At 70.2% G+C, this 23,082-nt stretch carries 19 protein-coding genes; 12 read left to right on the top strand and 7 right to left on the bottom strand.

Annotation, left to right across the window (positions count from 1 at the left end; translation table 11 throughout):
* Positions 1-163: 163 nt before the first annotated feature.
* From BLV39_RS07460 to BLV39_RS44000, 5 genes are all read left to right on the top strand, one after another.
* Positions 164-2,827: a LuxR C-terminal-related transcriptional regulator gene (locus BLV39_RS07460; protein ID WP_090788704.1), complete on the top strand. Its 2,664-nt coding sequence runs from the start codon at positions 164-166 to the stop codon at positions 2,825-2,827.
* Between the two features lie 23 nt (positions 2,828-2,850).
* A complete protein-coding gene (locus BLV39_RS07455; RefSeq protein WP_090788702.1) occupies positions 2,851-4,137 on the top strand; it encodes a nicotinate phosphoribosyltransferase in 1,287 nt (428 codons plus the stop codon).
* Positions 4,138-4,147: 10 nt separating this feature from the next.
* Positions 4,148-4,729, top strand: a complete 582-nt coding sequence (locus tag BLV39_RS07450) for an isochorismatase family protein (protein WP_090788700.1) — start codon at positions 4,148-4,150, stop codon at positions 4,727-4,729.
* Positions 4,726-5,949 (top strand): MFS transporter, encoded by a 1,224-nt coding sequence (locus BLV39_RS07445; protein WP_090788698.1) that lies wholly within the window; start codon positions 4,726-4,728, stop codon positions 5,947-5,949. Before BLV39_RS07450 ends, BLV39_RS07445 begins: the two co-directional genes overlap by 4 nt.
* Positions 5,950-6,219: 270 nt before the next feature.
* Positions 6,220-6,720, top strand: coding sequence for a hypothetical protein (locus BLV39_RS44000; RefSeq protein ID WP_090788696.1), 501 nt, complete (start codon positions 6,220-6,222; stop codon positions 6,718-6,720).
* A gap of 347 nt (positions 6,721-7,067) precedes the next feature.
* Here the strand turns inward: BLV39_RS44000 and BLV39_RS07435 are convergent, their stop codons facing one another.
* Positions 7,068-8,072: a GlxA family transcriptional regulator gene (locus BLV39_RS07435; RefSeq protein ID WP_090788694.1), complete on the bottom strand. Its 1,005-nt coding sequence runs from the start codon at positions 8,070-8,072 to the stop codon at positions 7,068-7,070.
* Between the two features lie 91 nt (positions 8,073-8,163).
* Between BLV39_RS07435 and BLV39_RS07430 the strand changes: the two genes are divergently transcribed.
* A complete protein-coding gene (locus BLV39_RS07430; protein ID WP_090788690.1) occupies positions 8,164-8,718 on the top strand; it encodes a hypothetical protein in 555 nt (184 codons plus the stop codon).
* Positions 8,719-8,777: 59 nt separating this feature from the next.
* Here the strand turns inward: BLV39_RS07430 and ctaD are convergent, their stop codons facing one another.
* Together ctaD and BLV39_RS07420 are read right to left on the bottom strand one after the other, a co-directional pair.
* Positions 8,778-10,532, bottom strand: coding sequence for an aa3-type cytochrome oxidase subunit I (gene ctaD, locus BLV39_RS07425; RefSeq protein WP_090791240.1), 1,755 nt, complete (start codon positions 10,530-10,532; stop codon positions 8,778-8,780).
* A gap of 639 nt (positions 10,533-11,171) precedes the next feature.
* Positions 11,172-12,281 (bottom strand): FAD-dependent monooxygenase, encoded by a 1,110-nt coding sequence (locus tag BLV39_RS07420; protein ID WP_090788688.1) that lies wholly within the window; start codon positions 12,279-12,281, stop codon positions 11,172-11,174.
* A gap of 146 nt (positions 12,282-12,427) precedes the next feature.
* Here BLV39_RS07420 and BLV39_RS07415 point away from each other — a divergent pair, with 146 nt between their 5' ends.
* On the top strand, positions 12,428-13,813 hold the full coding sequence (locus BLV39_RS07415; protein WP_090788686.1) for a GH12 family glycosyl hydrolase domain-containing protein: 1,386 nt from the start codon (positions 12,428-12,430) through the stop codon (positions 13,811-13,813).
* Between the two features lie 459 nt (positions 13,814-14,272).
* On the opposite strand, the gene BLV39_RS07410 is transcribed toward BLV39_RS07415, so the two are convergent.
* Together BLV39_RS07410 and BLV39_RS07405 are read right to left on the bottom strand one after the other, a co-directional pair.
* Entirely contained in the window at positions 14,273-14,689 is a 417-nt protein-coding gene (locus BLV39_RS07410; RefSeq protein ID WP_090788684.1) for a DUF5655 domain-containing protein, read from the bottom strand.
* Positions 14,661-15,680 (bottom strand): GntR family transcriptional regulator, encoded by a 1,020-nt coding sequence (locus tag BLV39_RS07405; protein WP_090788682.1) that lies wholly within the window; start codon positions 15,678-15,680, stop codon positions 14,661-14,663. Before BLV39_RS07405 ends, BLV39_RS07410 begins: the two co-directional genes overlap by 29 nt.
* 124 nt (positions 15,681-15,804) lie before the next feature.
* On the opposite strand from BLV39_RS07405, the gene BLV39_RS07400 reads away from it, so the two are divergent.
* Entirely contained in the window at positions 15,805-17,025 is a 1,221-nt protein-coding gene (locus BLV39_RS07400) for an FAD-dependent monooxygenase (protein ID WP_176984796.1), read from the top strand.
* Between the two features lie 415 nt (positions 17,026-17,440).
* Here BLV39_RS07400 and BLV39_RS07395 read toward each other — a convergent pair whose 3' ends face one another.
* A complete protein-coding gene (locus tag BLV39_RS07395) occupies positions 17,441-18,226 on the bottom strand; it encodes an aldo/keto reductase (RefSeq protein WP_239083746.1) in 786 nt (261 codons plus the stop codon).
* 79 nt (positions 18,227-18,305) lie between these two features.
* On the opposite strand from BLV39_RS07395, the gene BLV39_RS07390 reads away from it, so the two are divergent.
* On the top strand, positions 18,306-19,376 hold the full coding sequence (locus BLV39_RS07390) for a DNA polymerase ligase N-terminal domain-containing protein (protein ID WP_090791237.1): 1,071 nt from the start codon (positions 18,306-18,308) through the stop codon (positions 19,374-19,376).
* A 25-nt stretch (positions 19,377-19,401) separates the two neighbouring features.
* Here the strand turns inward: BLV39_RS07390 and BLV39_RS07385 are convergent, their stop codons facing one another.
* Positions 19,402-19,791 (bottom strand): cupin domain-containing protein, encoded by a 390-nt coding sequence (locus tag BLV39_RS07385; RefSeq protein ID WP_090788678.1) that lies wholly within the window; start codon positions 19,789-19,791, stop codon positions 19,402-19,404.
* Positions 19,792-20,040: 249 nt separating this feature from the next.
* Between BLV39_RS07385 and BLV39_RS07380 the strand changes: the two genes are divergently transcribed.
* The 3 genes from BLV39_RS07380 to BLV39_RS07370 all read left to right on the top strand — a co-directional run bounded on the left by BLV39_RS07380 (position 20,041) and on the right by BLV39_RS07370 (position 22,987).
* Positions 20,041-21,336 (top strand): outer membrane protein assembly factor BamB family protein, encoded by a 1,296-nt coding sequence (locus BLV39_RS07380; RefSeq protein WP_090788676.1) that lies wholly within the window; start codon positions 20,041-20,043, stop codon positions 21,334-21,336.
* A gap of 119 nt (positions 21,337-21,455) precedes the next feature.
* Positions 21,456-22,610: a hypothetical protein gene (locus BLV39_RS07375; protein ID WP_090788674.1), complete on the top strand. Its 1,155-nt coding sequence runs from the start codon at positions 21,456-21,458 to the stop codon at positions 22,608-22,610.
* 11 nt (positions 22,611-22,621) lie between these two features.
* Positions 22,622-22,987 (top strand): nucleotide pyrophosphohydrolase, encoded by a 366-nt coding sequence (locus BLV39_RS07370; protein WP_090788672.1) that lies wholly within the window; start codon positions 22,622-22,624, stop codon positions 22,985-22,987.
* Positions 22,988-23,082: the final 95 nt, after the last annotated feature.

Here is a 23,082-nt window from a genome sequence, read left to right as displayed (position 1 = left end):
GCGCGGGCGATCACCGTCCGCGTTCCACTGAGCACCGGAACGCTATGCGAACCGCCACCTAACATGACAGGTGCGGCACTACTCAATGCCGACTTCGCTGGCTACTCAACTTCAACCCGTTACGGGGAGTACCCATCGCCATTACTCTCTATATGCTGCGGTGATGAGTCCGTGGAGATTTGTCGGGCGTGCCGCAGAACTCAACCGTCTCATCTCGACCGCCACTGGCGGAAGTGGAAGAGGGCTCATATTTAGTGGCAGTGCGGGCATCGGCAAGAGCCGACTACTGCGCGAGGGAGTCGCCGCTCTTCCCACCGACCGACTGGCCGTCTGGACCGCCTCGGCCAACATCGCGACCGCGTCCCTTCCGTTCGGCGGGATGGCCCAGGTGCTGCCCACCGACCAGCCGCCGGGTCTGACCGCGGCCGGGTTGCTGCGCTGGGCCGTCGAGGCGCTCAACCAGCAGGCCGCGGGCCGCCCGATCGTGTTGGCGATCGACGACGCACACCTGCTCGATCCGTCGTCGGCCGCGTTGACCTACCTGATGGCCCGCGACGAGGGCGCGACCGTGCTGGCCACCCTGCGCAGCGGTGAGCAGTTCCCGCACCCCATCCGCGCACTGTGGACCGACGACCTGGTCGAGCTGGTCGAGATCGAGCCGATGTCGGTCGACGACACCAGCCGCCTGCTCGTGCAGATGCTCGAGGGCGACGTCGACAACGCCAGCGCCGAGCGGCTGTGGCGGCTTTCCGAGGGCAACGCCCTGCTGCTCCGCGAGTTGGTCCTGGCGGCCAAGCAGGCGGGCGAGTTCACCAAGTCGTTCGGTGTGCACCGGTGGACGGGCCGGCTGGAGCTCGCGCCCAGCCTGACCGACCTGATCGACACCCGGATCGGCCAGCTCACGCCGGGCGTACGCACGGTGGTCGAGCTGGCCTCGCTCGGCGAACCGATCGGCATCGACCTGCTGATCAAGGCGACCGACGCGGCCGACGTCGAGATCGCGGAGGAACGCCAGCTCATCCGGGTGGTGGAGAGCGACCGGCGGTCCAACGCCCGGCTGGCCCACCCGCTCTACGGCGAGGTGGTCCGCCGGCGGTGCCCCGTGACGCGCAAGCGCCGGCTCGAGGCGCAGCTCGCCGACCTGGTCGAGGCGGCCGGCGCCCGGCGCCGCGACGACCTGCTGCGGGTCGCGGTCTGGCGGCTCGACTCGGGCACCGCGCAAGACCCGCTGCAGTTGCTGATGGCGGGCGGGCAGGCGTTCGCCGGCTTCGACGTGCCGCTGGCCACCCGGCTGGCCCGGGCCGCACTCGACTCCGGCGGCGGGTTCGGCGCGGCCGAGCTGCTCTCGACGATGATGATGTTCGGCGACCAGCCGGCCGAGGCGCTGCACGTGCTCGACACCGTCGAGGAGCAGGCCACCTCCAACCACTTCCGCGCGCGCTGGCTGGTGGTCCGCGGCCTCGTCAGAAACTGGGGGCTCAGCCGCGAGTCGACACCCGACGAGCTGGCCGTCGAGGCCAAGGCCCTGCCCGATCCGGCCGACCAGGCCCGGGTCCGCTCGTTCGAGGCGATCATGCGGTTGCACAAGCTGGAGACGGCCGAGGCGCTGCGGATCGCCCGCTCGATCCTCGACCGCCCGGCCGCACCCGTCTCGGCCCGCGGCCTGGCGCAGTGCATGATCGCCCACCTACAGGCGGCGCAGGGTGAGGCCCGGGCCAGCGAGCGCGCGGTGGCCAGCGTGCAGGCCGACGCACCGCTGTGGCGCACGGACATGCCCTATCTCCAGCTCGCTCTGGAGCTCGCCCGCGGCACCCGGCTGGCGATCGCCGGTGACCTGGCCGGCATCGACGCGATCGTCGCCGACGAGTTCGCCGACCTGGCCGACGCCGGCGACTTCCGGCTCGGCGCCGGCTACCTGGCGATCCTGCGTGCCCAGGCGGCCCGCCTGCGCGGCCAGACCAGCGAGGCGCTGCGGACGAGCCTGCAGGCGTGCGCGGTGCTGGCGACCAGCCGGATCTACGCGAGCCTGGCGCACGCCGAGCGCGCCCAGGCACACGCGCTGCGCGGCGAGGTCGACGAGGCCCGCGCGGCGATGGCCGACTCCGACGAGGCGCACTCGCCGATCATGGCGATCCTCTATCCGTGGCGCGAGCAGGCCCGGGCCGCCGTCTTCGCCGTCGCCGACGATCTGCCGGGCGCCGCCGACGTGCTCCGCAAGCTGGTCTGGCGGCTGCGCGGCGACGGCTTCGCCGGTCACGAGGTGCTGGCGCTGCACGACCTGGTCCGGCTGGGCCGGGCGGGCGAGGCGCTCGACTGGCCCGACGACCTCGATCCGGGCCAGACCGTCGCGGAACGGCTTGCCGTGCTGGCCAACACGCTCGACGGCGACCTGCCGGGCATCATGTCGGCGCACGCCCAGGCGGCCGCCCGCAGATCCGGCCCCGACCTGATGATCGCCGCCGACTTCTTCAAGGCCAAAGGCCTCTGGGTGTACGCGGCCGAGGCGGCCGCCGGCGCCGCGGGCCGATTCCGCGAGTCGCGAGCGGCCGAGCCCACCACCAACGCCAACCGGCTGATGGGCGAGCTGCTCAGTCATTGCGACATGCTGCGTACCCCCGCGTTGGGGTTGTCCCGACCGGCCCTGACCGATCGCGAACGGCAGATCGCCCGGCTGGCCGCCTCCGGCGTGTCGAGCCGGGACATCGCCGCCCAGTTCTACCTGTCCACCCGCACGGTCGAAAACCATCTCCAGCGCGTGTACGCCAAGCTCGGCGTCGCCGGGCGGGGCGAGCTCGGCGCCGCATTGCGGATGGTTCCCGACAGCTGAGCGTCGGCGCCTAGGGTGGGTGGATGACCAAGGGCCACCCCGCCTTACTGACCGACCACTACGAGCTGACCATGGTCAGTGCCGCGCTCAAGGACGGCACCGCCGACCGGCAGTCCGTCTTCGAGGTGTTCGCCCGGCGGCTGCCGCCGGGCCGGCGCTACGGCGTGGTCGCCGGCACCGGGCGGCTGATCGACCTGATCCGCGAGTTCCGGTTCTCCGCCGAGGAGATCGACTACCTGTTGGAACGGTCGGTCGTGGACGAGCAGACGGCCGCCTGGCTGGCTGATTTCGAGTTCCACGGCGACATCGAGGGGTACGCCGAGGGCGAGCTGTTCTTCCCCGGCTCACCCATCCTCACCGTGTCCGGGACGTTCACCGAGTGCGTGCTGTTGGAGACGCTGGCACTGTCGGTGCTCAACCACGACAGCGCGATCGCGGCGGCGGCCGCCCGCATGGTCACCGCCGCCCGCGGCCGTGGGCTGATCGAGATGGGCTCGCGCCGGGCCCACGAGGAGGCGGCGGTCGCCGCGACGCGGGCCGCGTACCTCGCCGGCTTCTCCTCCACGTCCAACTTGGCCGCCGGCATGCGGTACGGGATCCCGACGGCGGGCACCGCGGCCCACGCGTTCACGCTGCTGCACGACGACGAGGCCACCGCGTTCGCCGCACAGGTCGCGGCACTGGGCAAGAGCACCACGCTGCTCGTGGACACCTATGACATCGCGCAGGGCATTCGCACCGCGATCGCGGTCGCCGGGCCGGACCTGCGCGCGATCCGGATCGACTCGGGCGACCTGTCCGTGCTGGCCCACCACTCCCGCGAGCTGCTCGACTCGCTGGGCGCCACCGAGACCAAGATCATCGTTTCCGGCGACCTCGACGAGTACTCGATCGCCGCGCTCGCCGCGGAGCCGGTCGACATCTACGGCGCCGGCACCTCCGTCGTCACCGGCTCCGGTGCGCCGACCGCCGGCCTGGTCTACAAGCTGGTCGAGGTCGACGGGCGGCCGGTGGTGAAGCGCTCGGAACACAAGGCCACGATCGGCGGACGCAAGATCGCGGTACGCCGCCACAAGCCGACCGGCACGGCGACCGAGGAGATCGTGGTCTCCCAGGGCGCGCCCGAGCAGCGCACCGGCGACCGGCTGCTCCAACGCCCGTACGTGGTCGCCGGCCAGCCCGTCGACCTGCCCTCGCTGGCGGACTCCCGGGAGCACCTGCGGCAGGGATTGATCTCGATCCCGTGGGAGGGGCTCAAGCTGTCGGCGGGCGATCCCGCGGTCCCGGTCACTGTCGTACCCGCGCGTTAGTGTTCTCAGCATGACCCGCGCTCTGATCATCGTCGACACGCAGAACGACTTCTGCGAGGGTGGCTCGCTGGCCGTTGCCGGCGGGGCGGGCGTGGCGTCCGAGATCTCGCGAGCGCTGGCCGGTTCACCCGAGCGGTGGGCGCACGTGGTCGCCACCAAGGACTTCCACGTCGACCCGGGCGCCCACTTCAGCGGCCACCCTGACTTCAAGACCACCTGGCCCCCGCACACGGTGGCCGGCACGCCGGGCTCCGACTTCCACCCCAACCTGGCGACCGACCGCATCGAGGCCGTCTTCAAGAAGGGCCAGCACGCGGCCGCCTACAGCGGTTTCGAGGGCCACACCGACGAGGGTGCCGGCATGGCGACCTGGCTTCACGACCACGACGTCGACGAGGTCGAGGTGGTCGGCATCGCCACCGACCATTGCGTCCGGGCGACCAGCCTCGACGCGGCCCGCCTGGGCTTCAAGACCACCGTGCTGCTCGACCTCACCGCCGGCGTCCTGCCGGACACCACCGAGGTCGCGCTCGAGCGACTACGCGAGGCGGGCGTCACGCTCGTCGGCAGTCCCGTGCTCAAACCCGCGTGAGGCTCGCGCCCTACCGGTCTGTCCTCGCGCTGCCCGGTGTCCGCCCGCTGATCATCGTCGCCATCCTGGCCCGCATCCCGTCGGTCGCGGCCGCGGTGACGCTGACCCTGCACGTGGTCCAGGATCTGGACCGGGGCTATTTCGCCGCCGGCCTGGTCGCCACCGCATCCACGATCGGCGCGGCGTTCGGCGCCCCGCTGCTGGGCCGCATGGTCGACCGGCGGGGCCTGCGCCCGGTGCTGGCGGTCTGCACTGTCGCCGAGGGCGTGTTCTGGTCGGTGGCCGGCTCACTGCCCTACCCGCTGCTGCTGGTGCTGGCGCTGATCGCCGGTGTGCTGACCCTCCCGGTGTTCTCGGTGGTCCGGCAGTCACTGGCGGCCCTGGTGCCGCCGGAGCAGCGCCGCCCGGCGTACGCCCTCGACTCGATGTCCGTCGAGCTGTCCTTCATGATCGGCCCCGCGCTGGCGGTCCTGATGGCCACCACGGTCTCACCCCGGGCCACGATGTGGGCGATCGGCGCGGGCGTGGTCATCGCCGGCAGCGCGCTGTTCGTCTTCAACCCACCGGTCCGCGCCGAGTCCGAGGTCGCTGTCGGCCCCGCGCCACCGCGGCGGTCCTGGCTATCGGCGCGCATGGTCGCGATCCTGGCCATCGCGGCGGCGACGACCCTGATGCTGGGCGGCACCGACGTAACGGTGGTAGCCGTCCTCCGGGAGGCGGACCAGATCAGCTGGACCGGTTTGGTCCTGGCCCTCTGGGGCGTCTACTCGCTGATCGGCGGCTTCATCTACGGGTCGCTGAGCCGGGTCCCGTCACTGGTGGTGCTGCTCGGCGTGCTGGCGCTGGGTACGGCGCTGGTAGCGCTGGCCGGTGCACAGTGGTTCCTGCTGGCGTTGGCTCTCGTGCCCGCCGGGGCACTGTGCGCACCAACGCTGGCGGCCGCGGCCGACGAGGTCTCCCATCTGGCGCCGCCGTCGGTCCGCGGCGAGGCGATGGGCCTGCATGGTTCGGCCATAACCGTGGGGTTGGCGCTGGGTGCTCCCCTTGCGGGGTGGGTCATCGACATTTCCTCGCCACGATGGGGATTCGTGGCCACGGGGGTCGCGGGGTTGCTGGTCACGCTGGCGGTGCTGCCGATCTATCTGTCGCGGCGACAGCCGCCGGAGGCCGCGGTGCCCGCGCAACGAGCGACCGAACCCGCGCTGGCCGTCTCGGACTAGGCCCGCGCCGCGTCGCTCGGTGGCCGGTTGTGACCTGAGCTCGTCCCGGTCGACTGACGCGGTCACCGTGCTGCGGCCGGAAGAGACCTAGCTGGCCAACGTTCAAGCCGCGCCCTGATCAGGGATGCGCTCTTGCCAGATCACCACGGACCACGTCGCACGGGAGACGTTCGCGGTCGGAGGACAAGTCGTTCGGCCAGGCGATGCTGCCTGACCGGCTGGCCGTCGAAACACCTGGCGCCGACGTGTCCCGGTCCGGATCATGGACGCGTGCCTGACCTGGTCTGGAACGACGTTGCCCACTACTTCGAGGTGGATGGATCGCTGCGGGACGCCTACGTGTTCGGCGTCAGCATGGTCGACTGGCAGCACGTTGTCGACGTCGCCCGGGCACGGGGATGGCGGCTCGACTACACCGCCGACGGGTTGCCACTGCCCCTGCCGCAGAAGGTCAGCGACATCTTCACGGGCCGCGAGGAAACGGGCACGACCCTGTCCATCTGGCCGGTGGCCGACATCGCGGTCAACACACATTTCTTCGCGGACGATGAGATCGAGTTCGACTTCGACCCCCAAGAGCTCCAGGGACAGGACCGGCTCGACGTCCTGTGCGCGTTCCTGCGAGCCATGGGCAGCGCGCTCAACAAGCCCGTCGTCTTCACGCCGGAGAACAACCCCAATCGACCGCTGCTCACCTACATACCGTCCAGCGACCGCGTCACCGCCATGCCAGGCAGCACCGCCGAGCAGGGCACCGCCCTACACGCCTGAGCGTGCAGTGTCGGTGCGCTGGCGTGTGGCGAATCGACCGCTGCTCATCTACGCACCGTCCGCCGACCGCGTCACCGCCACGCCGGGCGACACCGGCCGTCGCCGCCGGCAGGTCCGACCGCCACAGCCGGTCCGGTCCGACTTCACCTCGTCGTTGCGAGCAGGGCGTGTCGCGGTCGGACGGGGATGTGTTCCGGGACCCGACGTGTTTTTGCATGTGCGTACATGGAAAAACATGTTGGCTCCCGGAGATGTCACCGCCCGGTGGATGACACGCCCGAGGTGGCGCGTCGGCGCTGAGGTCGGGTGAGATCCCGGATGCCGCAGGCGCCGGGCAAGACTTCGATTCAGCCGGCCATCGCCCGGTCTTGGTCCGGGCGGTCCGGCTCGGGGCGGCGGGAGACGGCGCGGAACTTGGCCGGTGGCATGCGAAACCGCGCCACGAAGGCCTGTCGCAACGCCTCCGCCGAGCCGAAGCCGGTGCGGGTGGCTACCTCGGGCATCGGGAGGTCGGTCGAGTCCAGCAGTCGGGCCGCCGCGTCGACGCGGGCCGAGCGGACGAAACGGGCCGGTGGGTCACCGAGTTCGCGGAGGAACAGGCGGGTCAGGTGGCGGGGGCTCACCCCGACCGCGTCGGCCAGGCGGGCGGTCGACAGGTCCGTGTCCAGGTGGCTGAGGACGTGGTCGACGGCGCGGCGGACCACGTCGTTGTCGGGGGCGGGTGGGGCCACGTACACGCTCATCTGCGCCTGGTTGCCCGGTCTTTGCAGGTACGTGACCAGGTCCCGGGCGACCTGGCGGGACAACTCGGGGCCGTGGTCCTCCTCGACGAACGCAAGTGTCAGGTCGAGGCCGCTGGTGACGCCGGCGGCCGTGGCCATTCGGCCCTCGCGGATGAAGATCGGCGCGGAGTCGACGTGGACGTCGCGGTATCGGCTGGCCAGCCGTGGCGCGAACCGCCAGTGGGTGGTCGCGCGGTGGCCGTCGAGCAGGCCCGTGGCGGCGAGCACCGTGGCACCGGTGCAGACCGACGCGACCCGGCGGCTCTCGCGGGCCAGCCGGCGCACGTGCGCGACCACCAGCGCGTTGTCGGCGGCCACCTCGTGGCCGAAACCGCCCGAGACGATCAGGGTGTCGATCGGGCCGGTCAGTCGCTCCAGCGTGAGCTGCGCCTGCACCACCAGGCCGCTGTCGCAGCGGATCGGCTGGCCGCCGGGTGTGGCCAGCGAGACCCGGTAGCCCGGGTGGAGCTGGCCGATCGCGTTGGCCAGCCCGAAGGTCGACGTGACGCAGGCGATGTCGAGCAGCTCGGCACCGTCGTACCCGACCATCACGATGTGGCGAGGCTCCATATCCCTGACCTTAGGCCGCCGATCCCAGGGAATCGGACCTGCTGTTCGCGGATCGTTTCGGCCGCGCGGGCTCGCTGGCACGGTCAGAGCCATGACTTCCACGACGACCGACCAGAGTCCGTCGCTGCTGCGGTGGCTCGCCCGACGTTGGCCCACCCTGGCCGCGATCCCGTTGGTCGCGGTGTCGCTGTACGGCCTCGATGACGTACGCGGCCTCGCTTTCCTGCTTGTCCTGTGCCCGCTCGCCTACCTGGTGCCCGCATCGTTCAACCGGCCGGGCATCACCTGGCCGGCCGTGCTGATCGGCGCCGTCGCCGTCGGGCCGCTGCGGATCTTCGACCTGAACCCGGCGTACGCGCTGCTGGTCGCGTCCGTCGTCTTCGTCGTGCTCGGCACCGTGCGGCGGGCGCCCGGCTTCGGTGTTCAGGTGATCGCGGCCGTGCTGTTCGCCGCCGTGGCGGTGATCGCCATCGAGGCCGGCTCGCGCGTCCTCGGTGGGGTGCTGGTCGCGATCGGGCTGCTCGCGCACGCGGCGTGGGACGCCTATCACCACCGGGTCAACAGAGTCGTGCCGCGTTCGTACGCCGAGTGGTGCTTCGTCGTGGACGTGATCCTCGGTGTGGCGGCGATCGTGCTGATCTTCTGAACGAGAAAGGCGGCGCGTCGACCCGTGTTCCGGATCGTCGCGCCGCCCTTTTCGGTCGGCTAGTGGTCGACGTTGCTCGCGGTGTCTTCCTTATAGCTGGCACCGCCGTCGGACTCGCTGGTCAGCGGCTTGGCGCCGCCTTCCGGCGGGCCGGCCACCGAACGGCCGGCGGCTAGCTCCGGGAACTTCAGGTCGAACGCGGGGCGCTCGGAGCGAATCCGCGGCATCCGGTCGAAGTTACGCAGCGGCGGCGGGGACGAGGTCGCCCACTCCAGCGAGTTGCCGTAGCCCCACGGGTCGTCGGCCAGTACGACCGGGCCGGCCTTGTAGGACTTCCAGATGTTGTAGAGGAACGGCAGCGTCGAGATGCCCAGAATGAAGGCGCCGATCGTGGAGATCTCGTTGAGCGTGGTGAAGCCGTCGCTCGGCCGGTAGTCCGCGTACCGCCGGGGCATGCCCTCGTTGCCCAGCCAGTGCTGCACCAGGAACGTGGTGTGGAACCCGATGAACGTCAGCCAGAAGTGAATCTTGCCAAGGCGCTCGTCGAGCATGCGTCCGAACATCTTCGGGAACCAGAAGTAGATACCCGAGTACACGGCGAACACGATCGTGCCGAAGAGCACGTAGTGGAAGTGGGCCACCACGAAGTACGAGTCGGAGACGTGGAAGTCGACCGGCGGGCTGGCCAGCAGGACACCGGTGAGGCCGCCGAAGAGGAACGTCACCAGGAAGCCGACCGCGAACAGCATCGGTGTCTCGAAGCTGATCTGGCCGCGCCACATCGTGCCGATCCAGTTGAAGAACTTCATGCCCGTGGGTACGGCGATCAGGAAGCTCAGGAAGCTGAAGAACGGCAGCAGCACCTGGCCCGTGGCGAACATGTGGTGCGCCCATACGCTCATCGACAGCGCCGCGATCGCGATCGTCGCGCCGACCAGACCCTTGTAGCCGAAGACCGGCTTGCGGGAGAAGACCGGGATGACCTCGCTGATGATGCCGAAGAACGGCAGCGCGACGATATAGACCTCTGGATGGCCGAAGAACCAGAACAGATGCTGCCAGAGCATCGGTCCACCGGTGGCCGCGTCGTATACGTGTGCGCCGAGGATGCGGTCGGCCGCGAGGGCGAACAGCGCCGCCGCGAGCAGCGGGAAGACCATGATGACCAGCAGGCTGGTGACCAGGATGTTCCAGGTGAAGATCGGCATCCGGAACATCGTCATGCCCGGCGCCCGCAGCGTCAGGATCGTGGTGATCATGTTGACACCACCGAGGATCGTGCCCAGACCGGAGATGGCCAGACCGACGATCCACATGTTGGCGCCGACACCCGGCGTGTGCTCGACGCTGCTCAGCGGCGCGTAGGCGAACCAGCCGAAGTCAGCGGCGCCGCCCGGGGTGAAGAAGCCGCCGAGGGCGATCGAGCCGCCGAAGGCGTACAGCCAGTAAGCGAAGCTGTTCAGTCGCGGGAACGAGACGTCCGGCGCGCCGATCTGCAACGGCACGACGAAGTTCGCGAACGCGAACACGATCGGCGTCGCGAAGAACAGCAGCATGATCGTGCCGTGCATCGTGAAGAGCTGGTTGTACTGCTCCGGCGACAGGAACTGCATGCCGGGCCGGGCGAGCTCGGCGCGCATCAGCAGCGCCATCAACCCACCGATAAGGAAGAACGCGAAGCTCGTGACCATGTACATGATCCCGATCTGCTTCGCATCGGTCGTGCGCAGCAGGCGCGCGAAGGCCGAGCCCTTCACCGGCTGGCGGACCGGCCAGGGCCGGGTCACGATCGGCTTCGGTGCAACGGTGGTCACCACAGGCCTCCGCAATCGTCGTTTGTGTCGGACGCAGAATAGTCCTCGCATCTGCGGCTTCCCGCGCTGGGTCGCGAGAACCCCTCTTGACACCCGCGCTGGCCGGAGCGGGTCGGGGCTCCGTTAGGGACGCTTCCCGGGTTGCCGGGAAAGTCGGTCACGGAACGCGGGCGAAAGATCACAGATCCGAGCCATCGGGGTGTACGACCTTGGAGCGGCGAGCAGCAAACGGCGTGACGCGGGCCGGAGTCCGCGTTCCGCACTGCCCGCGGCGGCGGGCCACCATTGCCTCTCGGTCCTGCCGTCAGCGTGGTCTCGCTTGCGCTGTTGTCACCGACGGGCGCCCGGTCTTCCGCCGTCACGACGGGTTCGGCCGGATCGCTCGCCCATAGGCCGGGTCGACGCGGGGGCGACCGGTCTTCCGCCGTCACGACGGGTTCGGCCGCGTCGCGTACCCCTTAGCCCCCGGCGACGCGGGGCGACCGGCCTCACACCTGTGCGCATTCGGCCGAGTCGCCCACGCTTTGGACCGGTCGACGCAGGGCGACAAATCCGACCGGTTGGTTACGCCGTAGTCCAGGTCCACGCGGAGCGACCGGCCGCACGCGGAGTGGCGCGTCCGGCTAGGTCATTTAGTCCTCAGACCGGATCGACGAGGAGGCGGTAGTGCTCCCGGAAGATGCGGTCGCCACGGCCGCGCAGGAGCGGGTCGCGTAGAGCCGGTGAGACGTCGCGGGTGCGGTCGCGGTCGCGGGTGCGGTCCAGGACCCACTTGGTGCGTGGGCGGCGGCGGGTTTCGTAGCGGCGGAGTGCCTCCGGCACCGAGCCCGCGTTGGTGAGCGCCTCGGCCAGGACCACCGCGTCTTCGAGCGCCATGGCAGCGCCCTCCGACAGCGTCGGTGACGTGGCGTGGGCGGCATCGCCGACCAGGAGCGCCGGGCCGCGCGACCAGCACGCGATCTCGACCTCGTCGGTCAGGGCGACCTGCACCTTGTCGACCGCGTCAAGGATGTCCGGCACGGGCGGCCCGAAGTCGGCGAAGACCTCGCGGAGCCGCGCGAGCGGGTCGGCCGGCGCGCTCGTGCCGGGCTCGTCGGCGTAGACGTAGAGGCGTCCGTCACCCATCGGCATGACGATGAAGGCCGAGCGCAGGCCCAACAGGGCGGTCCACTCGGAGATCGCCGGGCCGCCGGAGACGACGCTGCGGTAGACCACCTGGCCGACCGGGCGGGCCGGGCCACCCAGCGCGGCGAGGGCGCGCACCGACGATTTGCGCCCGTCGGCGCCGACCACCAGGTCGTACGACGAGATCGAACCGTCACCGAAGGTGGCCTCGGCGGAGCCGTCGGTGTCGACGTCGAGCCGGGCCAGCGAGGTGTCGTAGCGGACGTCACCGTCAACCGACGTGAGCAGCACGCGCTGCAGTTCGCCGCGGGACAGGGCACGGCACTCGCCCACGCCGGACCAGAGCTTGCCGAGGTCGACCTCGCACAGTTCGCTGCCGCTCTCATCGAGAAAGCGTTGTCGCTCGACCACGTCGCCGAGTGGCTGGACCGGGTCTTCGAGGCCGAGGTCACGCAGAGCCCGCGCGGCGTTACCCGGGAGGAAGATTCCGGCGCCGGGAACGGTGGTGGCGGGCAGCTTCTCGACGACTTCGGGGTGGTAGCCAGCGAGGCGGAGTGCCCGGGCCACAGCGAGACCAGCGATGCCGGCGCCGACGACGAGGACGCGCAGCGTAGACGGGAGCATGTGGACGAAGCCTCCGAGGCGGTCGAGGGGCCACGCAATGAAGCCAGAACATTACTCGCTGTCGGGACCTCTATCCAGGGCAAGATGCGTAGACTACTGTCGATGGAAGCGCTCCCATCTCCTGCCTTGACTTCGGAAGGAGCAGCATGCGCCGACTTGTCCGCGCCGCCGTGACCGCCGTCCTGGTCGCGACCGCCGCGCTGGTCGTGGCGTCCCCGGCCCAGGCCGACACGCTGATTTGCGAGCAGTACGGCTCGACCACCATCCAGGGCCGGTACGTGGTGCAGAACAACCGCTGGGGCTCGAGCGCGCAGCAGTGCGTCAACGTCACCGACAGCGGCTTCAGCATCACCGCGCAGCAGGGCTCGGCCGCCACCAATGGCGCGCCGCTGTCGTACCCGTCGGTTTTCCTGGGCTGCCACTACACCAACTGCTCGCCCGGAACGAACCTGCCGATGCAGGTCAGCCGGATCAGCAGCGCCACCTCGTCGATCAACTACGTGTTCGCCGGCGGCACCTACAACGCGTCGTACGACATCTGGCTCGACCCCTCCCCGCGCACCGACGGGGTCAACCAGATGGAAATAATGATCTGGTTCAACCGGCAGGGCTCGATCCAACCGATCGGCGGGCCGGTGGGTAACGCGACGGTGGGCGGCCGGACCTGGGAGGTCTGGCAAGGCAGCAACGGTGCCAACAACGTCCTGTCGTACGTGGCACCGTCGCCGATCAGCTCCTGGAACTTCAGCGTGCTGGACTTCATCGCCAACGTGCGGTCGCGCGGAGCGATCACCAACTCGTGGTACCTGACCAGCATCCAGGCGGGCTTCGAACCGTGGAACGGCGGCGTCGGCCTCGGCGTGAGCGCGTTCTCGGCCGCGGTCAACGGCGGCGGCAGCGGCTCCCAGGACACGCAGGCCCCGTCGACGCCAGGCCAGCCGAACGCCGGCACCGTCACCGCGTCGAGCGTCGCGCTCTCGTGGGCCGCCTCGACTGACAACGTCGGAGTGACCGGGTATGACGTCTATCGCCAGCAGGGAAGTGGTTCCGCCACGCTGGTCGGCAGCACGGCCGGCACGTCGTTCACCGCGAGTGGGCTCGCCGCGGCCACGGTGTACACCTTCTCGGTGCGCGCCCGCGACGCCGCCGGCAATCTCTCCACAGCCTCGGCGGGCCGGACCGTGACCACCTCCACGGGATCCGGCGGAGGCGGGTCCGGTTGCCGCGTGCGATACGTGGCCAACCCGTGGAGCAACGGCTTCACCGCGGACGTGACGGTGACCAACACCGGCACAGGCACCCTCAACGGATGGACGCTGACCTACAGCCTTCCGTCCGGTCAGGCGATCACCAGTAGCTGGAACGCCACCGTGACCACGAGCGGGTCGGCGGTGACCGCACGCAACCTGTCGTGGAACGGGACGCTTGCCGCCGATGCCAGCACCGCGTTCGGATATCAGGGCACGCACAGCGGGGGCTATGTGTCTCCGTCTTCGTTCGCGCTCAACGGCTCGGCTTGCACCGTGGGTTAGCCGATCGATCGCGCCGGTCGCGGGCGCGCCGTCGTGGTGAACGTCGCCGCGACGACCTCCGCCCGGGACCGGCGCGACGCGCATCCCGAAGACAACCCGTGTATGCCAGACCCGAATCACCGCAGCCTCCCGTCCAATTCCCCCGAGGTTGCGGACCCCGCTGTTCCTGGTTCCGAGCAGCACGCATGGCCACAGCGCGCGGCCTTAGGCCGGCACATGCCCCGCGCCGGTCCGCCGAGATCACCGCGCCCGCGACGCCGGACTCCACGTGGCCGCGCCGCCCGGCCGGGTCGGTAAAGCGCAGGCCTTCAGCGCGCGGCCCATAGGGCGCCGGGCACAGAGACACAACGCACGCGGCGACCCGCACCCGCAGCGCCAGCGAGCACCCGCGTCGGTCGATGCGGCCGTGCGGGCCAGAACGACGATCAGCCGGCCGCGCCGCGGCTGCGACGCACGGGCTTAGCCCGTCGCCGCGTGGTATGCCTCGGTAAGCCAGGCCCGGACCTGGTCGTCGACGTCGCGCACGTCGGTCAGGGCCACCACGTTCGCCACCAGGTCGGCGGATTTCGGCAATGTGCGACGTATCCGTTCGTCGTCGATCGGGTGCGGTAGCACCAGCATCAGGTCGACGGCCCGGGCTCGTGGGCGGACCTCGGCCAACGTGCGCTCGGTCTTGAGGAAGACGCCGACCTTTACGGCGTCGGTGTGGATCGGCCCGAGCTCTTCCGTGTGCGCCAGGATGGCGTCGAAGATCAGCCGCCATTCGGGCCGGTGGAGCGCGAAGGTCTCCTCGATCGTGCCGGCCGGCACACAGACGTGCGACTGGTTGGCGCGGCCGAACTCGCGTTCACACGACGGACAGGTCCACCTGCTCATCGCCGTTCACCTCCCGGCGGGCCAAGGCCACCGCGACGCCGTCGAGTAGTAGGCGTAGGCCGGACTCGAAGACCGCCTCGATGTCGTAGTCGAAGCCGTGCTCGGCCACGTAACGCAGGCCCGCAGACCGCTCCGGCGCACCCGTGTTCAGGACGGCCTCGATCTCGTCTCCGTGAATGTCAGCCCACTCGTCGTTGGTGACGCCGGTGTCAGCGCGGGCGCGTAGCTCGGAATCGAGGCTCATGGCAGTGGATCGCACGTGGCCGAAGATCGAGAGGTGGATGTGCATCATCTCGTCGACGCCGAACCCGAGTGTGTGCAAGGTGTCGAGACTCCAGCCCGAATAGGGCAGCAGGTTGGGCAGCAGCTGCGGACGGGTGAGTGACAGCGGATCGGCGGCCCACGGGTGCGCGACGAACGACCGCCACATCTGCCGCGCCGCTGCCTCCAGCCGGTCTCGCCAGTGCGCGGGTCGGTCCGCTGGCAGCGGGGCCTCGCCGAAGACGGCGTCAATCATGGCGAGGATCAGCTCGTCCTTGCCCGGGACGTGCCGGTAAAGAGACATCGTCGCCACGCCCAGGTCGGCGGCCACCCGTCGCATCGTCAGCATCGACAGACCCTCGGCGTCGGCGATCGCGACGGCCGACCGGACCACCCGGTCGCGGCTGAGCTCCCCGTCGGGTGACCGGCGAAGTCGTGGTGTCGCTGGACCATGGAAACCGCCGGCGTGCGCCGGGACCTCGGGCTCGACAACCATCTCGACCGGCGGAGCACTCCGTTCGATGACGACACTGCCGGCGCCCGAGCGCGTCTCCACCAGCCCGGCGTCGCGTAGCGCGCTGATCACCTTGGTCGCCGTCGCCATCGCGACACCCCAGTCGCGCGTGATGTCACGGGTCGACGGGATGCGGTCGCCCGGCGCGAGGTCGCCGCGCGCGATGCGTTCCCGGATCTCCGCCGCGATCCGCCGGTAGGGCGCTTCCTCCACCATGACCGTCAAGCCTCCTTTGCACTAGTGCGTGATGAGCGTACCACGCCGTGAACTAGTGCGCTATACAACGTACGCGCCACTGATGTACGTTGTACGCGGCACACAGCGACCGGGAGGCACCGACATGAACGTCCTCATCTCTGGAGCAGGCATCGGCGGGCTCGCACTGGCCCATTGGCTCGGCCGGCACGACATCGACGCGACGGTCGTCGAGCGCGCGCCCGCCCTTCGCCCCGGCGGCCAGGCCATCGACATTCGCGGCGCCGCACGCACAGTCGTGGAGCGGATGGGCATTCTCGATGCGATCAGGGCCAAACACACCGGCACCCACGGCATCATGTACGTCGATCGTCGCGGCGCCCCGGTCGCGCGCATGTCGGGCGAGGACTTCGGCGACTCCGGCGGCGTGGTGGCCGAGATCGAGATCCTCCGCGACGACCTGGTGCGCATCCTGCACGACGCCGCACCCACGGCCGAATATCTCTTCGACGACCACATCACCGCACTGCACGACGGGGCTGACGGCATCACCGCCACCTTCCACCGCGCGCCGCCGCGCACCTTCGACGCGGTGGTCGGCGCCGACGGTTTGCGCTCAGGGGTGCGCGCACTCGCCTTCCGCGGCGCCCGGCAACCGGTGCGCGACCTGGGGATGTACGTGTCGTATTTCCCGGCACACACTTCGCTCGACCTAGCCGGCTGGGAGGTGATGTACAACCTGCCGGCCGGCAACGGCGTCGGCGGTCGCGTGCTGTTGCTCTATCCCGTCGGCAACGACGGCGAGGTCCGCGCGATGTTCTCCTGGTGGGCGCCGGCGCTGGGCCACGACCGCCGCGACGCTGCGGAGCAGAAGGCGCTGCTCGCCCAGGTGTTCGCCGACGAGGGCTGGGAGATCCCGCACCTGCTCGACCAGATGTGGCGCGCCGACGACTTCTACTTCAGCCGCTCCGCCGCCACCCAGCTCGACCACTGGTCACACGGACGCGCGACGCTGCTCGGCGACGCGGCGTTCGCCGGCTCGCTCGGGATGGGCACGAGCATGGCCGTGGTCGGCGCCTACGTGCTGGCCGGCGAGCTCGCCGCGGCACCCGACCCCATCTCGGCGTTCCGCGCCTATGAGTCGGGCATGCGCGACTACGTGACCCGCAACCTCAAGCGCCCTCCGGGCGGTGACCGTGGCTTCGCACCGGCCTCGCGCGCCGGCATCTGGATGCGCAACCAGGTCATCCGCACGATGACGAAACTGCCGGGAAAGGGCGCCCTCACGGGAAACCTTCAGGCCGCAGCCAACGCCATCACGCTGAACGACTACCCCGTGGCCCGCGATCCGATGAAGACGCCGTGACGCGCGACCGATGGCGCGGACGCCGATGCGAGGCCCGCTTTGTCAGGCAACGAGCAGCGCGCAACGAGCACCACCCTGAAGTTGCCACGCTGGGACGTCGAGGACCCCCTGGCCGGCGCGGGCGCGGTGCGGCGCGGGCGCGGTGCGGCGCGGGCGCGGTGCGGCGCGGGCGCGGTGCGGCGCGGCGCGGTGCGGCGCGGGCGTTGCCACGCTGGAATGGCGAGGACGCCAGGCGGGCACGGGCGTGGCGCGGCGCCACTCCGGGAAGGTGAGGACCCCTCGCCGTCGCGACGCTCGAGCGGTAAGAAGCGCGCCCCGCGGTCGCGGTGTCTAGACGACCGCCAACGACGCGCTGGCACCCGAAACGCGCAGTGTGCTGCGTGGATCGGGTGGGGTGTCTGGGTATCGCGCGCGGTCAGTTGCCCATCGCGTCGATGGCGGCGATCTCCTCGTCGGAGAGCTCGAAGCCGAAGACGTCTCCGTTGGAGCGGATGCGGGCGGGCGTGACCGACTTCGGGATGACCACGATTCCATGTTGGATGTGCCAGCGGACGACTACCTGGGCCGGGGAGACGCGGTGGGTTTCGGCGATGCGGTTGAGTACCGGGTCGCCGAGGCGGGTGGTCTTGAAGGGGCTGTAGCCCTCGAGGACTACACCGCGCTCGTGGTGGCCTTGGACCTCCGGGGCGTTCCAGAGGCGCGGGCCCCACTTGATCTGGTTGACCGCCGGGGCTTCGCCCGTTTCGGCGATCAGCTCGTCGATCTGGGCGAGTGAGTAGTTGCTGACCCCGATCGCGCGGGTCTGGCCGGCGTCGCGGATCTCGATCATGCGCCGCCAGGTGTCGACCAGGCTGCCTCGCGTTGGCGGCCAGTGGATGAGCCAGAGGTCGAGTTGGTCGACGCCCAGCATCTGTCGGCTCTCGTCGATGGTGCGCTGTTCTCGACCGACCCGCTCGGCGGGGAGTTTGGTGGTGATGAAGATGTCTTCGCGTGGCACGCCGCTGTCGGCGACCGCTCGGCCGACCAGGTCCTCGTTGCCGTACGCGGTGGCTGTGTCGATCATCCGGTATCCGGACTCGAGCGCCACGGTCACGGCCCGGTGCGCGCTTTCTCCGTGCGCCTGCCACGTGCCGAAGCCGAGCAGCGGCATCCGCACGTCGGCTGGCAGCGTGACGGTTGGTTGCGCGGTCGATGAGCTCATGAGCTTCCCTACCCGTTCATCAGGTTGGCATGCCGTCCGCGGCGATGCGCGGCGCCGGGTCATCCCCGACAATATGACCATGGCCGACCGGCTGGACGAATACCGGCGCAAGCGTGATGCGGGACGCACCCCTGAACCGGTGCCGGCGACACCACCACCACAGCGGTCGGGTGCCGGCGACCGGTTCGTCATCCAGCAGCACCACGCCCGCGCGTTGCACTGGGACCTGCGGCTGGAGCGCGACGGCGTGCTGGTCTCGTGGGCCGTGCCCCGCGGTCTCCCCCGCGACCAGGTGCGCAACCACCTCGCGGTGCACACCGAGGACCACCCGATGGAGTACCTCACGTTCCACGGTGACATCCCGGCCGGCGAGTACGGCGGTGGGCGGATGACCGTGTTCGACACCGGCACGTACGAGACGGAGAAATGGAAGCCGGACGAGGTCATGTTCACGTTGCACGGCTCGCGGGCGTCGGGGCGCTACGTGCTGTTCCGCACCGCGCGACCAGAGCCGGGCAAGCGCGAAGAGTGGATGATCCGCCGCATGTCGCCGCCCGCGGACGGGTGGGAGCCGTTGCCAGACCTCGTCCGGCCCTCACGGCCGACGCCCGCCGACGCACTGCCGAAGAATGACGACGACTGGGCGTTCGAGATGCGGTGGGACGGCACGCGGGCGGTCGCCTATGTCTCCGGCGGTCGGGTCCGCCTCATGTCGATGTCCGACCAGGAGATCAGCGGCAGCTACCCGGCGGTCCGCGAGCTCGGCCCGGCCCTGGCACCCACCGAGGCGGTGCTCGACGGCGAGATCGTCGCGTTCGACCGGCAGGGCCGGGTCCGGCCCGCCCCGGCCACCGTCAACGGCCGCCGACTACCGCCGGGGCTGGTCGTCAGCTACCTCGTCTACGACCTGCTCTGGCTGGAGGGCCGACACACGACCGACCTGCCGTACGCCCAGCGTCGCGAACTGCTCGACGGCCTCGCGCTGTCCGGACCGGCCTGGCAGACACCTCCTACGTTCCTTGGCGGCGGCGAGTTCGCCCTCGCCGCCGCCAAGGAACAGGGGCTGCCCGGTGTGGTCGCCAAGCGACTAGACGGCGGCTACACACCGGGCCGCCGCACGAACAACTGGCTACGCGTCGACACCAACTAAGGCAGGGGCGACGCGGGGGGAGCCGCTACGCCGGTGGCTCGTCCTGGCCGCTCTCCTCCAGCCGGTCCGCCTCCTCCTTCGTCTTGTGCACCGCGTCCGCCGCGTGCTCCGGCGGGCCGTACACCGTGTAGAGCACCAGCGGGTTGGGGCCGGTGTTGACGAAGTTGTGTTTGGTGCCGGCGGGCACGAAGACGAGATCTCCGGGGTTGACCGCCTTCTTCTCTCCGGCCACCCGGGCCTCGCCCACGCCGCTGACGAAGGTCAACAGCTGATCGGTGGTCTCGTGCACCTCCTCACCGATCTCCCCCTTCGGCGGGATGGTCATGATGACGAGCTGCGTGTGTTTGCCCGTGGCCAGTACCCGGCGGAAGTCGGGGCTCTTGTCGGCGACCGCGGCGATCGTGAAGTGCTCCATGCCCCCATCCATACCCGGTCGATTAATGGCGCGAACGAGGTTTGGCACATCCATTCACCGGGCAGTCGACTGCGTAACCAGGTCCCCGTCGATGTACCGCTCGCGGGCTGCGTCGATGGGAGACGGCCAAGACTCCCGACCGCGGCGGGCATCGGCGCCGCGGTGCGGGAGTTTTAACGTCCGCCGTTCGGCTCATGGACCTTCGTCGTTCGCCGCGCTTAACTGCATCGCAGGGGCGGCATTGACGCGATGACCAGCAGCAGCGGGGTCGGCAACTGGCCGGCGGCGGGCACCGGCCCGGCCGGCCGGCACGCGCGCGTCATCGAGATCGAGCAAAACGCCGACTGGCAGCCGCCCGAACCACGCCCGTGGCGCACCCGCACCCGAGTGGCCGCCGCCGCAGTGGCGTGCGCTGTCGCCGCGACCGTCTACTTCGCCGGCATCGCGCGGCCCGACTCGCTCGACCCGATCTTCATGCGGGTGGGTACGGCCGAGGCGATGGCGCTGGACAGCGGCCGCGCCTACGTCTCCGGCAACAACACCGTGCGCGCTTACCGACTCAGCGACGGCACGCAACTCTGGGCAAGACGGGTAGTCGGCCTCGCCTCGCTCTTCGTCATCGCCGGCGACCGGCTCGGCGTCGCCACCGTCGACGTCGGTCAGCGTCCCTCGGTCGAGGTGCTCGACGCGGCGACCGGCGAAGTCCGCTGGCACCGGCAGACCCGCTTCGTCGGCCGCACCGGCGACGTGCTCGTCGTCAACGGGCCCATGGAAGGCGACGCGATACCGCTGCACGGGCTGGCGGTCGCCGACGGCATTCCACGCTGGACGGTCGAGCTGGAGCCGACCGCGATCGTCGCCGGAGCGGCCGGGCCGCTGCACTCCGACCAGGTCGAGGTGGTCGCGGACCTGCTGCGGGTACGCGACCTGAACAGCGGCCGGATCGTCGCCCAGGTGCCCCGGCAGACCACCGCGGCTCCCGTCAGCGCCACCGTCGCCGGCAACACCGCGCTCGTCGTGGACGAGACAAACATGATCTCCGCGTACGACACAGGAGATGGTCGCTGGCTCTGGCGCCGGCCCATCCCCCTGATCGGAATCCTCTCCGCGTTCGGCGACTGCGGTCGCTACATCTGCCACCTCAACGACCGGGGCACGGTCGCGCTGGACCGGCTGACCGGACGGCAGGCCTGGAAGGTCGCCGAGCGCTACCTGTCCGCGCCGGTCGACGACGAGCACATGTTCGTCGCGAAGACGTTCGAGGGCTTCGACGGACCGGGCACGGTGGTCGTCGACCCTCGCAACGGCCAGGTCCGCGCCGACCCGGCACCGTGGCGAGCCCTCGGCGTCATCGATGGTTCGGAACTGCTGGTCTGGCGGTACGACAGCTCGCGCCAACAGCTGATCGGGCTGTTCGACGCCATCAGCGCGCGTACCCGTGTCATCGGTCGATCCGAGACCTGGACCGCTCCACCGACGTGCGTGACGAGCGTCGCACATGTGCTGTGCGCCGACTCCTTCAGCTTCGGCGTCTGGCCGCGCTGACCCACGAAAAGGTGAAAACGCCGCGACCCGGGGTAGTCCCTCAAAGGAAGGACAAAGTGGAGACACCGGGCTCCTGCCTGCAATTATCGCATTTCCTGTGTCTTCCCCTCTGGAGCGTCATGAACAGCCAGTCGCTGGCGGCCGAGTTCGCGAACCGTACATCCGGCTTCTGGTCCTACATGACCCGCGAGGCGCTGGCCGACTGGGTGGTCCGGGCCGACGGCGAACCGCAGCCGTTCGGCGCGCTCCCGTCCGCGGGACCGCGCCTGCCGGGGCTGATCCGCGCGATCAACGATGCCGACGCGAAGAGCCTGCGCGAGGTCGCACTGGGCATCGCCGGCATCGTCATCCGCACCACGATCCCGGCCGCCGCCGAGTCCGCGGGCCAGCACTGGCTGCTCACCCCGTACGCGAACGGCGCCGAACGCTGGTTCCGGCTGACCGTCGGCATGTGCTGGGCGGCCGAGATCAGCTACTTCGACGACGGCCGGATCACCACCATCTTCCGAATGGCCGACACGCCGGTCAGCCGGGCCCTCGCCGAGGGCTCGCTGCGCGCCGAGGACCTCACCAAGTTCGGCATCACCCGGCGCACCGACGGTTTGCGCACGTTCGCCGAGGACGCGACCGTCTACCACTGCCCCGACATCGACGGCCTGCTGTGGTTCCTGGACCAGCCCGCGGTCGGCGAGGCGATCCGGCTGATGAACGCCCGCCTGGTCGCCACCGGCCAGTTCGCGTGGCAGAGAAGCTACGACCCGGACCTGGCCGAGGAAGCCTGGGCCGCCGCCGAGGCCCTGTCCCTGCCCGACCCGGCGAACCTGCCGATTCCCCCGCTGGACGAGACGCACGGACACCCGGGCCGCCCGATCCCAGGCGCCTTCCCCGAATGGCAGGCCATTGACCCGGAGGCCCAGGAGGCCGCCCGCGACGAGCACGACCGCCTGATGGTGCTGCTGATGACCCGACTCAACGACTTCGGCATCAAGCCGTTCCAGCCCACCGATCCCGACGTCGGCCTGGCCTGGCGCACCCCGGACGGCCGACTGCACATCGCGGAGGCGAAGAGCGCCCTCGGCCCGAGCGAGGCCGACCGGCTGCGCCTCGGCCTCGGCCAACTCCTCGACCACCGGCACCGGCTGGAGAGCGACGGGCGCCCGCAGGCCTACCTGCTCGTCAGCGGGATCGAGGACGACACCTGGCCAGCCATCTGCGCATCCGCGGACGTCCGCCTCCTGGTCGCCACCGAAAGCGAAGCCTGGCGGCTCGACTAGCGTCACGGCTCATGGACCACGACCTGGCGGCGCTGACCGCCCGTCTCGCCGCGTTCGCTGACGAACGGGACTGGGACCAGTTCCACACGCCGAAGAACCTGGTCATGGCGCTGGCCGGCGAGGTCGGTGAGCTGACCGCCGAGTTTCAGTGGCTGACGGCAGCCGAGTCGGCGACAGTTCTGACCGACGAACAACGCGCCGACCGGGTACGAGCCGAGATCGGCGACGTCATGATCTACCTGACCCGGCTGGCGGGCGTCCTCGGCATCGACCTGGTCGCCGCAGCGCACGCCAAGCTGGACGACTCGGCCCGCCGCTATCCGGCCGAACGGGTTCGCGGCTCGGCCGACAAGGCGACCGATCAGCCCGCCGAGTAATAGTCACCCTTCGGTCGGCCCGGTTACAGTCGGCGGAACCAACGAGCGGTCCGACGGGCTTCCGCGTAACGGATATGCCCCCCATCCGCACGATT

This window comes from Asanoa ishikariensis (assembly GCF_900107455.1).
Lineage (GTDB): Bacteria > Actinomycetota > Actinomycetes > Mycobacteriales > Micromonosporaceae > Asanoa > Asanoa ishikariensis.
This window is presented reverse-complemented; position numbering and strand designations above follow the sequence as displayed.